The organism is Escherichia sp. KCJ4928 (assembly GCF_004352695.1).
In the GTDB taxonomy this organism is placed as follows: domain Bacteria; phylum Pseudomonadota; class Gammaproteobacteria; order Enterobacterales; family Enterobacteriaceae; genus ECMA0423.
Genome location: NZ_SJWV01000031.1, coordinates 1 through 13214, shown reverse-complemented (window position 1 = coordinate 13214; position 13214 = coordinate 1). Strand labels below are relative to the sequence as shown.

The following is a 13214-nucleotide window of genomic DNA, read 5'->3' as shown; positions in this document are numbered from 1 at the left end:
CTCTCCATTAACAACAGCGCATACCGCCTTTACCATCGCCGCCGTAGCGCGCGTTCTGGCGTTCGCGGAAGAATTCTTCATAGCTCATGTACGGCTTGTCGGGATGGTTGGTCTTCATATGCTCGACGTAGTTGTCGTAGTCTGGAATGCCAATCAACATCTTCGCCGCCTGGCCGAGATATTTTTTTGCCTGTCCTAAGTTACCAAACATAGTTCACTCTGATAAGAACAAAGCCCCGCCGAAGCGGGGCTAAACACGGTTAGTGGTGCGAAGAGATCTTCACGCCGCCTTCCGGGATTGGAACGTACGGTGTTTCTTTGTCAGTACGTTTGTCGCTGTTACGCACCGCAAGCCAGGTTTTGAAACCGTAGAAGATGATGCTGTACACCACAATCAGGAACAGAATACTCAGGCCTGCGTTGGTGTAGTTGTTCACAACGATGTGGTTCATGTTGGCAATCTGCTGCGCCGTCAGGTCAGTACCGTTAGCAATCTTCTCTTTGTACTGGCTTGCCATGTAGAAGAAGCCTTCCATCTGCGGGTTGGTGCTGAACAGTTTCAGGCCCAGCGCCCAGGTGGTGCAGATAAGCAGCCATACAGCCGGAACAACAGTTACCCAGATGTATTGGGTGCGCTTCATCTTAATCAGCACAACGGTGCCCAGTACCAGCGCTACGGCTGCCAGCATCTGGTTGGAAATACCGAACAGCGGCCACAGGCTCTTAACGCCGCCCAGCGGATCGACCACGCCCTGATACAGCAGGTAGCCCCACAGACCCACACAGCCCGCAGTACCGATGATACCAGCAACCAGAGAGTCGGTTTTTTTCAGGAACGGGATGAAGTTACCCAGCAGGTCCTGCAGCATAAAGCGGCCAGAACGGGTACCCGCATCCAGCGCGGTCAGGATGAACAGGGCTTCGAACAGAATACCGAAGTGATACCAGAAGCCCATGTCAGCCATCGGCAGCACTTTGTGGAACACGTGCGCGATACCTACCGCCAGTGTCGGCGCACCACCTGCACGGTTCAGGACAGAAGGCTCACCAATGTCTTTCGCGGTTTGCAGGATCTGCTCTGGCGAAATCACGAAGCCCCAGGAGCTGACGGTCGCTGCCGCGTGTGCGGTAACGTCTTTCAACTGCGCCATGATGATCGGCGCGTTCTCGCCACCCATTTCATGCAGGTTAGGCATGGTGATGCCAAGGCCAGCAGGCGGGGTATTCATCGCGAAGTAAAGACCCGGTTCGATGATGGACGCAGCAACCAGCGCCATAATCGCCACGAAGGACTCCATCAGCATTGCGCCGTAGCCAATGAAACGCGCGTCGGTTTCGTTAGCCAGCAGTTTCGGCGTCGTACCGGAAGAGATCAGCGCGTGGAAGCCAGATACCGCACCACAGGCGATGGTGATGAACAGGAACGGGAACAGAGCGCCTTTCCACAGCGGGCCAGTACCGTCAATGTACTGGGTCATCGCAGGCATTTTCAGTTCCGGGTTCAGCACCACGATACCCAGCGCCAGGCCGACGATAACGCCGATTTTCAGGAAGGTTGCCAGATAGTCGCGTGGTGCGAGGATCAGCCACACCGGCAGCAGCGCGGAAATAAACGCATAGCCAATCAGCGCGAAGGTAATGGTGGTGTCTTTAAAGGTCAGTGCCGGACCCCAGTACGGGTCGTGAGCAATCACGCCACCGAAGTAGATAGAGGCAACCAGCAGCACGATACCAATAACAGAGACTTCACCCACACGCCCCGGACGGATAAAGCGCATGTAGATACCCATAAACAGCGCAATCGGTACGGTTGAGCAAACGGTGAAGACACCCCACGGACTTTCGGCCAGGGCTTTAACCACAATCAGCGCCAGGACGGCGAGGATGATGATCATGATTAAGAAACAGCCAAACAGCGCGATAGTTCCCGGTACTGGCCCCATCTCTTCTTTGATCATCTCACCGAGAGATGCGCCGTTACGGCGAGAGGAGATAAACAGCACCATAAAGTCCTGTACCGCACCGGCCAGCACTACCCCCGCCAGCAGCCACAGCGTGCCGGGCAGGTAGCCCATCTGCGCGGCGAGAACCGGACCAACCAGCGGACCAGCACCGGCGATAGCGGCGAAGTGGTGACCAAACAACACGTAACGGTTGGTCGGAACATAGTTCAGACCGTCGTTGTTAATAACCGCAGGCGTCGCGCGCGTGGGGTCGAGTTTCATCACCTTCTGGGCGATGTACAGACTGTAGTAGCGATAAGCCACCAGATACACCGACACAGAGGCGACCACGATCCACAGGGCGCTGACGTGCTCCCCCCGACGTAATGCAACTACCGCGAGGCAGAATGCACCGATGATTCCGAGAATCACCCAGGGTATGTGCTTGAATAGTTTTTTCGTATCCATAGTAAAACCTGGCATTTTACTCGTCGTCTTTTGGCTTACAGGTGCGGCAGCTGCGTTCGTTCACCTCTGTCACTTACTGTTGCAAGCTCCCGGGGATTCACTCACTTGCTGCCTTCCTGCAAACCAAAATCCATAGAGTAATTTGTTAATCATAGGCCGAAGCCGTTCTAGGTTTGCGTTGCGTTTGAGGAGGTAAATTGACCGCTATCCTGCAGTGATGTTGCCAGAGATACGCGCGCGTAAAGTAAGGTAAATAACTGAGTGGTTATTTTAGGGATGTAAGCGGTCAGGAATGGCGGTGAGCGGTTGGGCAAGAATTATTCATCGGGTGGATATGTGATTGAGATCACAATAAAAATGCCCCTTCGACGAATGCGTGAAGGGGCTGGAGCTTAAATCGCAGCTTCCATTTCCAGCATCACCGGATGGAAACGGCGTTTAAAGTAAATAAGTCCGTGACCTTCTGCACTGAGGATGATGTTTTTAATCTCCACCAGATACACCAGATGTGTGCCAATCGCCTGCACATCGCGGATCTCTCCTTCAAGACTGGCCAGCGAACCTTTCAGCACCGGCTGCGCCAGCGGACCTTTTTGCCAGCATGAGAGGCTAAAACGCTCTTCCATCGCCATGCCTGTCATGCCCGCGAAGTGGCGTGCCATCAGTTCCTGCTCATGGTTGAGGACGTTGACGCACAACTTACCGTTGCCCTGAAAAACCGGGTTCATCGCACTGTTGGCGTTAATGCACACCATCAGCGACGGTGGTGTATCCGTGACCGAGCAGACGGCCGTTGCCGTAATTCCGCATTGTCCGGCGTCGCCCTCGGTGGTGATAATATTTACCGCTGCCGACAGGCTGGCCATTGCGTCACGAAAGCGCAGGCGTTGTTCATCTAATTGCATCTTAACCTCCTGCTGCGTTATTTCAGCAGCTTATCCAGCATGTTGATATCGTCGTTGTTGTGCAGGTGCGGCACAGTCCAGCCGTTCTGGTCGTATTCCGACAGGCAGCGATCAACCATCGCCATCATCTTGTCCATATTGCCGGAGCTTTGTGCCTGGCGCAGACACTGCAGGCGAATCTCATCCTGGCTACCGGAGTAGTTGATTTCATACAGTTCGTGACGACCACCAAACTCGCTGCCAATGGCATCCCACATCAGTTTGAGGATCTTGATGCGCTGGACGTGATCCATACCGTTCGAACCGCGCACATACTTCGCCAGATACTGGTCGATCTGCGGATTGTTCAGGTCACGGGCACTGGAAGGGAGATAGATCAGGCCACTGGTAACGTTGCGTTCGATAATGTTTTTGATCTTCGCGTAGGCCATTGGTGCCAGTACGCGATAGGTTTGCAGTGCGGCATGATCCGGTAAATAAGCCCCGTTGACCCACGGCGTCGCTTCAGAACACATCGAGTCACTCAATGCCCAGAAGGTGTTGCGCCACGCCACCACTTCACCGAGATCGGCCTGTACACCACGGAACTCCAGGGTGCCGGTACATTCGAGTGATTTTTTCAGCAGTGCTGTAATGAAGTCGAGTTTCACTGCCAGGCGCACACAGGCTTGCAGCGGATACATACGGGCAAAACCGCCTTCCATTGTCCAGCGACGGCAGCGATCGAAATCGCGGTAGATCAGTACGTTTTCCCATGGGATCAGCACGTTATCCATCACCAGAATCGCATCGTTCTCATCGAAGCGGCTGGAGAGCGGGTAGTCGTATGGCGAGCCGGTAGCACCCGCGACCATCTCATAAGAGGCGCGGGAGATTAATTTCACGCCATCGGCATCCATTGGCGCAACGAACATCAGTGCGAAGTCCGGGTTTTCGCCCATCACTTGTGCCGAGCCGAAGCCAATCATGTTGTAGTGAGTCAGCGCCGAGTTGGTGGCAACCACTTTCGCACCGCTGACGATAATCCCGGCGTCAGTCTCTTTTTCCAGCTTGATGTAAACGTCTTTTACTTTATCGGTCGGCAAATGACGATCGATCGGTGGGTTAACAATCGCGTGGTTAAAGTAGAGGCCAGTTTCCTGAATACGGGTGTACCAGTTACGGGCGTTCTGCTCGAACTGACCGTAAAAGCCCGGATTCGCGCCCAGTGCGCAACCGAAAGCAGCTTTGTAGTCTGGGGTACGGCCCATCCAGCCATAGCTCAGGCGTGACCACTCAGCGATGGCGTCGCGTTGCTGGCGCAGGTCGTCGGCACTTTTCGCCACGCGGAAGAATTTATGGGTATAGCCGCCGCTGCCGGTGTCGGTGTTCCAGCACAGAGAGTCCTGCATCTCCGGTTTGTGCAGCGCGTCGTACAGTTGGGCAACAGACGCTGCCGCATTACGAAATGCCGGATGAGTAGTGACGTCTTTCACTCGCTCGCCATAGATATAGATCTCGCGACCATCCTGCAGGCTTTTCAGATACTCTTCCCCGGTGAACGGACGTTGGGTACTGGCGCGGAAATCTTCTGGTTTCATGTCGACCTCTACAGTATTAATCGGAATACGATTGTTAATTTTGTGTGTTGTTTTTGTTATTCAATTGAAGCTTGCAGGGGCGATTACGGGAAGACACTTTTGGGACAATGGCTGGTACTTTTCAGGTCGGGTACGGTTTTGTGATCGAGGTCGCTTTTAGCGATTTTTGACGTTACTAAATCCCCTTGCTCCAGGCGGAGAAAGGGGAATAGCAGGTGGTGCCTGGTTTCCCGTTAAGGCTAAGGGATTTTCACGTCACAGGTACTTTTTTGGCACGATAAGCACTGGGCGAGCAACCGACTAAGCGATTAAAAAAGCGCGCAAAATAAGCTGGATCCTTAAAACCGAGTTGCCAGGCAATATTGTTCACGGCGTTATCAGAAAACAGCAGCAGCCGCTTGGCTTCTCGCAGCTGCCTGTCGAAAATCAACCGTTTTGGCGGACGGTTGGCAAAGCGGCGGCAGATGTCCGTGAGGCGTGATTCGGTGATATGCAGTTCGTTAGCGTAATCCGGTACTGTCCAGTGCTGATGAAAATGGCTTTCAATCAGCATATGAAAACGCTGGAACAGTTTTAATTCTCCGCGCATTCCGCTGGCGGCATGGTCGTCGAGTTTTGCGTTACGCAGCAGTAGGGTGAACACTGCCTGTGCCAGTAACGTCAGGGTGTGTTCCCGTCCAGGCAGTTGTTCTACCGATTCCCGCTCTATCAGTTGCCAATAGTGTTCCAGCGCCGCCAGTTCGTCGGGTTTATCTGCCAGTGACAGGCAAATCCCCGGCAGGCCGAAGGTTTCCCGAGTGCCTGGATAAAGAACTTCCAGCAGGGGCCAGATCAGATCTTCCCGTACCGTCAACACATGACCGTCGGCGTCAGACTCCGTAATAAACGCATGAGGTACTGACGGCGGCGTCAGGACAAACAGGGGCGCTTCCACCGAGTAGCGATGATCGTCAAGCTGTAGCTCAATCTGTCCGCTATTGAGGAAATGCATCTGAAAGTACTGTTCGTGGCGATGTGGCAGCATATGGCGGCCAAAAAATGCCGCCATGCGGGCGAAGGACTGATAATGCACATCGTCCGTGCCCAGGCTTTCATCGTACTCTTTGCTGATATCAATATTGGCAATCTGACGGTCACACATCGTCGTTCCTTACGGGGTCGCTCGCGGACGGGAGGACTGCATTGGAATTGCCCAGATAATCCCCGCACCAATCACCAGCAGCGCGGCAACAAACCACAATCCACTGTTAAAGCTGCCGGTCAGATCTTTCAACCAGCCGATCATAAACGGACTTAACGCTGAGCCAATGTTGCCAGTGGCGTTGATCACCGCAATACCGATCGCTCGTGCCCGCAGGCTGATGGACTGATCAGGTGTTGTCCAGAAAATCGCCATTGCGCTGAATGATCCGGTCGAAGCCATAATGATCCCCAGCATCTGGATCATGTTGTGATCAGTTGCCGAAGCCAGTAACCAACCCGCGGCAGCGAACAAATAAGGAAGGGCGGTGTGATGCCTTCGTTCCTGGCGGCGATCTGAGTGACGGCTCCAGTAGATCATCCCGAGAATGGTACAAATCTGCGGTACGGCGGCCAGCAGGCCGATGGTGATATTACTGCTGCCCTGATTAAAGCTTTGCAGGATCTGCGGTGTCCAGATGCTGATCGCACTAAGTGTGTTGGTCAGGCAGAAATACGCCAGGGTATACATCATCACCACCGGAGTGAAGATCTCCCGCCACATGCTGCGTTGTTGCATGGCGTGGTGGCTGATGGCTCCCTCTGGCTGAACCAGCGTCAGACGATCGTTATCCATCATCTCTTGCAGGCATTTTTTGTCTTCTTTCGTCAGCCACTTAGCTTTGTCCGGTGAGTCATCAAGCCAGAACCACACCATGACGCCGAGTAATACCGACGGGAAGCCTTCCAGCAAAAACAGCCACTGCCAGCCTTTTAATGCCATTACGCCATCCAGCGACAAAATGTAGCCGGAAACGAGCGATCCCAACGCTGTCGTTACCGGCATTGCAACCATAAACAAGGCGTTGGCACGGGCGCGGAAATAGGCTGGAAACCAGAAGGTTAAATACAGCAGAATGCCAGGCAGAAAGCCGGCTTCGGTAATGCCAACCAGTATACGCAGTACGTACAAGCTGGTGGGGCCAGTGGCAAACATGGTGGCAGTAGAGGCGATGCCCCAAAGCACCATGATGGTGGCGATCCAGCGCCGCGCACCGACAATACTCAGCATAATGTTGCTGGGAATGCCGAAGATGACATAAGCGGCGTAGAACAGGGTGGTAGCGAGGCCAAACATGGTGGCGCTCAGACCGAGGTCGCGTCCCATCGTGAGTCCGGCAAAGCCGATGTTGATGCGATCAAGGAACGAGAAGATAAACAGCACGAACAGAAAGACGATCAGGCGGCGAAATAGCTTCTTAATAACCGCCTGTTGTCCGGCAGTCAGCGCTTTATGCTGATTCGCCGGATCGATACTCTCCGGTATGGCAGGTGAGGTGTCGCTCATTTTTCTTCCTCTAATGGGATTTTTGTAGGGTACGACAAGGTTTTTGCTGGATGCGGCGTAACGCCTTATCCGGCCTACGATTTGGTGCGAGTGTAGGCCGGATAAGCGCAGCGCATCCGGCATTAATACACGCCGGGCTTCACGGCGGTAGCCTGCGCACCAAACCGTGCTGCCAGCGCTTCAGCGGCGCGGGCGAGCAGGGTGGTGTCAACGCCGACGGCGACAAACAGCGCGCCCAGTTCCAGATAGCGTTTTGCCAGTTGCTCATTGGCGATCAGGATCCCCGGTGCTTTGCCCGCTTCGCGGATCTGCACGATCGCCTGCTCAATGGCGGCCTGTACTTCCGGGTGCTGTGGATTACCGGCATAACCCATATCGGCGCTCAGATCCGCCGGGCCGATAAACACGCCGTCGACTCCTTCCACGTCCAGAATCTGCGGTAAGTTCTTCATTGCCTCACGCGTTTCGATCTGCACCAGCACGCACATTTGATCGTTGGCTTTTTGCAGGTAATCAGGAATACGATTCCAGCGCGAGGCGCGGGCCAGCGCACTGCCCACACCGCGAATACCGGCGGGGGGATAACGGGTGGCGCGTACCGCTTCACGGGCTTCGTCAGCGTTTTGAACCATCGGCACCAGTAAGGTTTGTGTGCCGACGTCCAGCAGTTGTTTGATTTGCACCGGATCGTTCCACGACGGACGTACTACCGGCTGGCTGGGGTAGGGCGCAATCGCCTGTAGCTGGGTGAGCACGGTTTGCACGTTATTCGGCGCGTGCTCACCGTCGATCAACAACCAGTCGAATCCTGCTCCGGCCAGTAACTCCGCGCTGTAGCTGCTGCTCAGCCCCAGCCATAATCCAATCTGCGGACGGCCTGCTTTCAGCGCCGCTTTAAAACTGTTTTCCATCGTTCTCTCCTTAAACAAAGCGGCAGCTAATGGAGCCCATGTTGCCGTAATCGACGTGGAAGGTGTCGCCCTTACGCGCCGGAACCGGGCGGGTGAACGAACCGCCGAGAATGATTTGCCCGGCTTCCAGTTGTACGTCATACGGTGCGAGTTTGTTCGCCAGCCAGGCCACGCCGTTTGCCGGATGATTCAGCACACCAGCGGCGACGCCGGTTTCTTCAATCACGCCATTGCGATACATCAGGGCGGAGATCCAACGCAGATCCAGTTCGTCTGGTTTGATCGGACGACCGCCGAGGATCACCCCGGCGTTGGCGGCGTTATCGGAAATGGTGTCGAACACTTTGCGCGGGCGCTGGGTTTCCGGATCGATGTTGTGGCAGCGAGCGTCGATCAGCTCCAGCGCCGGGATCACGTAGTCCGTGGCGTTGTAGACGTCGAACAGCGTGCAGTTTGGCCCACGCAGCGGTTTTGCCAGCACGAAAGCCAGCTCCACTTCAATGCGCGGCACGATAAAGCGATCGGTCGGGATATCGCTGCCATCGTGGAAGAACATGTCATCCAGCAGGGCACCGTAATCCGGCTCGCTGATTTGTGAGCTGGCCTGCATCGCTTTCGAGGTCAGGCCGATTTTGTGGCCTTTCAGCGTGCGACCTTCGGCTATTTTCAGGCGAACCCATTCACGCTGCACCGCGTAAGCGTCTTCGATGGTGATCTCCGGGTAATCCAGCGAGATCGCGCGGATCTGTTCGCGCTGTTTTTCTGCCTGATCCAGACGCTGGGCGATCAGGGTGTGGGTGTGTTTATCGAACATAGCGATATCCTGTGGCATTGCCGGATGCGGCTGCGCCTTATCATCCGGCCTGGAAGCTGGTGCAAATTTATTTAAACAACGCGTGCACGTTGTTTTGTTTAAAATTCAGCGTCGGGTGCAGCTCTGCAATCTCAAATGAAAGCGCCAGGTAACGGCTCTCCATCAGTGAGGCGAAGTGCGTTTTAATCAGATCAAACAGCATTTCGCCCACTTCCTGACGGCTTTCCAGGCTGCGCCCGCTGCCGATTTTTAGCGTCATATGCACAAAGGCGTAATCGTGCTTGCCATCAGCCATTTGCCAGGTATCGATCCAGTGCGCCCGGCTACGTATTCCCCCAAGCGGAAAAATCCCCGTTGCCGCCAGTGCAGTGTTAACACTGGCAAACAGCTCAGGTAAGCGGGCTTCTTCACGAATATTTTCAGTACATTCCACGATAAAGTGCGGCATAAAACGTCCTTACGCGGGCAGCGGGAAAACAGCGTTAACCTGACCGGTGCCAGAGCTTGGGAACAGCTCGGTAATAAACTCCACCTTGCCGTCGTATTTATCCCAGCCGAGCATCCCCAGCAGCATCACCGTGTCGTGCATATTGCCTTCGCCGTAGCAGTAGTCGGCGTACTCCGGCAGCATATTGCAGAACTCTTTGAACTGGCCTTCGCGCCACAACTTCACCACGCGCTCGTCCATCTGGCGGTCGAACTCGCGGGTGTAGCTGTTCATCCCTTCTTCTGCACGCTGATCGTCAATAAAGCGGTGCGATAACGAACCGCTGGCAAGGACCGCCACGGTGCCGTCGTACTGTTCGATCGCTTTCAGAATCGCTTCGCCCAGCTTGCGGCTGTCGGCAAAATCGTGAACCGTGCAGAAAGCCGAAATGGAGACCACTTTGAAGTGCTTGTCTTCATTCATGTAGCGCATCGGTACCAGCGTGCCGTATTCCAGTTTCAGGCTGGGAATGTTGTGCGCTTTTGCCCGCACGCCGAGCTTTAAGGCTTCATCGGCAATAAGCTGCCCCAACTCCGGGTTGCCCTCGTAGTTGTAGGTCATATCGCGGATAAAATGCGGCAGCTCGTTGCTGGTGTAGATGCCTTCAAAATGGTCTGCACAGTTGATGTGATAAGCACTGTTGACCAGCCAGTGGGTATCGAAAACGATAATGGTATCGACGCCCATTTCCCGGCAACGCTTGCTGATCTCTTTATGCCCGTCGATCGCGCCCTGGCGGCAACCGTGGTTTTTCCCTGGCAGTTCAGAGAGATACATCGACGGTACGTGCGTGATCTTGGCGGCTAACGCTAACTTACCCATATCAGACTCCCCATTTCGGAATTGGATGGTCGCCCATGGAAATGCAGACGTTCTTCATTTCCGCGAACACTTCGAAGCTGTACTCACCGCCTTCACGCCCGGTGCCGGAGGCTTTTACGCCGCCAAACGGCTGGCGCAAATCACGCACGTTCTGGGTGTTGACGAACACCATGCCAGCTTCAATGCCACGCGCCAGACGCAGCACTTTGCTGACATCCTGTGTCCAGATGTACGACGCGAGGCCGTACTCCACGTCGTTTGCCAGGCGTAAGCCTTCAGCTTCGTCTTTAAACGGCAGCAGGCAGGCGACCGGCCCGAAAATCTCTTCCTGGGCGACGCGCATACGGTTATCAACGTCTGCCAGCACGGTTGGGCGCAGGAAGTTGCCGCCTTTCAGGTGCGCAGGCAGGTCGGACGGTTTATCCGGGCCGCCCGCCAGCAGGGTTGCGCCTTCTTCAATGCCGAGACGGATATAGCCGGAGACTTTTTCCCAGTGCTGCTGGCTAATAAGCGCGCCAACCTGGGTATTCGGATCGTTCGGATCGCCCACGCGCAGACGGTTGGCGCGTTCGGCAAAGCGTTTAACGAATTCCGGGTAGATGCTTTGCTGAATAAAGATGCGCGAACCGGCGGTGCAGCGTTCGCCGTTGATCGAGAAGATGGTGAACAGGGCGGCGTCCAGCGCGCGTTCAATATCGGCATCTTCAAAAATCAGCACCGGCGATTTACCGCCCAGTTCCATGGAGTATTTTTTCAGCCCGGCGTTTTTCATGATGTTGCGCCCGGTGGCCGTACCGCCGGTGAACGACACGGCACGTACGTCATGATGACGAACCAGCGCATCCCCTGCGGTTGCGCCGTAGCCCTGTACCACGTTCAGCACGCCTGCCGGAATACCGGCTTCCAGCGCCAGCTCACCCAGGCGGTCAGCGGTCAGCGGGGAGAGTTCCGACATTTTCAGTACCGCGGTATTGCCCAGCGCCAGACACGGCGCGACCTTCCATGTGGCGGTCATAAACGGTACGTTCCACGGCGATACCAGCGCACAAACGCCCACCGGCTGCACCAGCGTGTAGTTGAGCATCTTGTCGTCAACCGGATAGGTCTTGCCGTTCATCTGCTGGCAGACTTCCGCGAAAAATTCAAAGTTGTGGGAAGCGCGTGGGATCAACACATTTTTGGTCTGATGGATCGGCAGGCCGGTGTCCGCGGTTTCCATCGCGGCGATCTCTGGCACGTTCTGGTCGATCAGATCGCCCAGACGGCGCATCAGGCGCGCACGCTCTTTCATTGGCAGATTGGCCCATCTCGGGAACGCCTCTTTCGCTGCCGCTACCGCCTGATTGATCTCCGCTTCACCGCCAGAGGCCACATCCGCCAGCACTTCACCCGTTGCCGGATTGGTGGTCTGGAAGTAGTCGTTACCTGCAAAATTTTTGCCGTTGATCCAATGATTTACTTTTTTCATTTCGCTGTTTCCTCACTCACAATTCGGTTCACCAGGCGGCCCACGCCTTCTACTTCCACCACTACTTCATCGCCAGGCACCACGTCAGATAAGCCTTTTGGTGTGCCGGTGGCGATCATGTCGCCCGGATTCAGGGTCATAAATTCGCTTAAGTAGGCGATCAGGAAGGGCACGCTGAAGATCAGATCGGCGGTGGTGCCTTGCTGGCGTAACTCGCCGTTGACGAAGGTGCGAAGGGTCAGATTATGCGGGTCCGGGATCGCCTCTTTCGGCACGATGGTTGAAAGCATCGGCGTCAGTCCGTCGCGGCTTTTTACCCGCAGGTTAGGGCGGTAGTAGTTTTCCAGATAGTCGCGAATGGCGTAGTCGTTACACACGGTGTAGCCCGCGACATAATCCATGGCATCGGCTTCGCTGACGCTACGCGCCTGTTTGCCAATAACTACCACCAGCTCCGCTTCATAGTGCATGTATTCAATATTGTTTGGACGCACGGAGGTCTGGTTATCGCCAGTGAGGGTATTTGGCGCTTTCAGGAACACCAGCGGTTCTTCCGGTGGCTTAAATTCCAGTTCGCTGGCGTGGTCGGCGTAGTTCAGGCCGAGGGCAAACAGCGTGCCGTGCGGGTGTGGCTGCGTTGGGAAGCTCTTGCGCGTGGTCACTTCACGTTCGTCCACTACCGGATTTTCCAGCGGCGGGAAACCTTCTGCGAGAACACGAACGCGATCGCCTGGCTGTATTTCCACGCGCGCCTGTGGCGTGCCGAGCAGAATGGCATCGCCTGGATTCAGTGTGGCAAATTCGCTCAGGGCGCTCAGCAACTGCGCGGCGTTACGTTGTAAATCGGCGGTATTCCAGTGATCGGCAGGACGCCCGTTGATCTCGGTATAGATGGTCAGATTATCGACATTGCTGAGAGCCACGGTTTCGCCAATGGGGCAGAATCCATCACGACATTTTGCTTTGATTGCCGGGCGGTAAAAGCTCTCTTCCGGCAGGCTGACGTCGTTAGCCAGCGCATATCCGGCGATGTACTCTGCCGCATCTTCTTCACGTACTTTCGTCGCCGTTTTTCCCACAATCAGCGCAACAGTCGCACCGCTCAGTACCTTTTCACCCTGTGGAAAGGGAATCGGTTCACCGCAACCAATCACCGTATTGCGCGGTTTAATAAACCAGACCGCAGTTTTAGGCGGGGCTTTGTAGGGGGATTGCTGGAACGCTTCCTGCCATGCATCAAGTTGGCTGCGATGGTTCAACGCTACGGCGAAGATAGTGCCTTTCATTAC

Annotated in this window: 12 protein-coding genes; all 12 read right to left on the bottom strand. The window is 55.2% G+C overall.

Features of this window, described 5'->3' with window-relative positions:
- Positions 1 to 7: 7 nt before the first annotated feature.
- The 12 genes from E0D98_RS07305 to hpaG all read right to left on the bottom strand — a co-directional run bounded on the left by E0D98_RS07305 (position 8) and on the right by hpaG (position 13211).
- The gene (locus tag E0D98_RS07305; RefSeq protein ID WP_000467859.1) at positions 8 to 211 is read right to left on the bottom strand and encodes a YbdD/YjiX family protein; all 204 of its coding nucleotides are present in this window, start codon (positions 209 to 211) and stop codon (positions 8 to 10) included.
- 49 nt (positions 212 to 260) lie between these two features.
- On the bottom strand, positions 261 to 2411 hold the full coding sequence (gene btsT, locus E0D98_RS07300) for a pyruvate/proton symporter BtsT (protein ID WP_001356021.1): 2151 nt from the start codon (positions 2409 to 2411) through the stop codon (positions 261 to 263).
- Positions 2412 to 2803: 392 nt separating this feature from the next.
- Entirely contained in the window at positions 2804 to 3316 is a 513-nt protein-coding gene (locus tag E0D98_RS07295; protein WP_001175455.1) for a 4-hydroxyphenylacetate 3-monooxygenase reductase subunit, read from the bottom strand.
- 17 nt (positions 3317 to 3333) lie between these two features.
- Positions 3334 to 4896, bottom strand: a complete 1563-nt coding sequence (gene hpaB / locus E0D98_RS07290; RefSeq protein ID WP_000801473.1) for a 4-hydroxyphenylacetate 3-monooxygenase, oxygenase component — start codon at positions 4894 to 4896, stop codon at positions 3334 to 3336.
- A gap of 250 nt (positions 4897 to 5146) precedes the next feature.
- On the bottom strand, positions 5147 to 6037 hold the full coding sequence (gene hpaA, locus E0D98_RS07285) for a 4-hydroxyphenylacetate catabolism regulatory protein HpaA (RefSeq protein ID WP_000332890.1): 891 nt from the start codon (positions 6035 to 6037) through the stop codon (positions 5147 to 5149).
- Between the two features lie 9 nt (positions 6038 to 6046).
- A complete protein-coding gene (gene hpaX, locus E0D98_RS07280; protein WP_001285777.1) occupies positions 6047 to 7423 on the bottom strand; it encodes a 4-hydroxyphenylacetate permease in 1377 nt (458 codons plus the stop codon).
- A 122-nt stretch (positions 7424 to 7545) separates the two neighbouring features.
- A complete protein-coding gene (hpaI, locus tag E0D98_RS07275) occupies positions 7546 to 8334 on the bottom strand; it encodes a 4-hydroxy-2-oxoheptanedioate aldolase (protein ID WP_000431704.1) in 789 nt (262 codons plus the stop codon).
- Between the two features lie 10 nt (positions 8335 to 8344).
- A complete protein-coding gene (hpaH, locus tag E0D98_RS07270; RefSeq protein ID WP_000459750.1) occupies positions 8345 to 9148 on the bottom strand; it encodes a 2-oxo-hept-4-ene-1,7-dioate hydratase in 804 nt (267 codons plus the stop codon).
- Between the two features lie 67 nt (positions 9149 to 9215).
- Complete coding sequence (locus E0D98_RS07265; protein ID WP_001119868.1) at positions 9216 to 9596, bottom strand: 5-carboxymethyl-2-hydroxymuconate Delta-isomerase; 381 nt, start codon at positions 9594 to 9596, stop codon at positions 9216 to 9218.
- 9 nt (positions 9597 to 9605) lie between these two features.
- Complete coding sequence (gene hpaD, locus E0D98_RS07260; protein ID WP_000516983.1) at positions 9606 to 10457, bottom strand: 3,4-dihydroxyphenylacetate 2,3-dioxygenase; 852 nt, start codon at positions 10455 to 10457, stop codon at positions 9606 to 9608.
- Between the two features lies 1 nt (position 10458).
- A complete protein-coding gene (gene hpaE / locus E0D98_RS07255) occupies positions 10459 to 11925 on the bottom strand; it encodes a 5-carboxymethyl-2-hydroxymuconate semialdehyde dehydrogenase (RefSeq protein WP_000757493.1) in 1467 nt (488 codons plus the stop codon).
- Positions 11922 to 13211, bottom strand: coding sequence for a 4-hydroxyphenylacetate degradation bifunctional isomerase/decarboxylase (hpaG, locus tag E0D98_RS07250; RefSeq protein WP_000679095.1), 1290 nt, complete (start codon positions 13209 to 13211; stop codon positions 11922 to 11924). The genes hpaE and hpaG overlap by 4 nt, the downstream gene beginning before the upstream one ends.
- Positions 13212 to 13214: the final 3 nt, after the last annotated feature.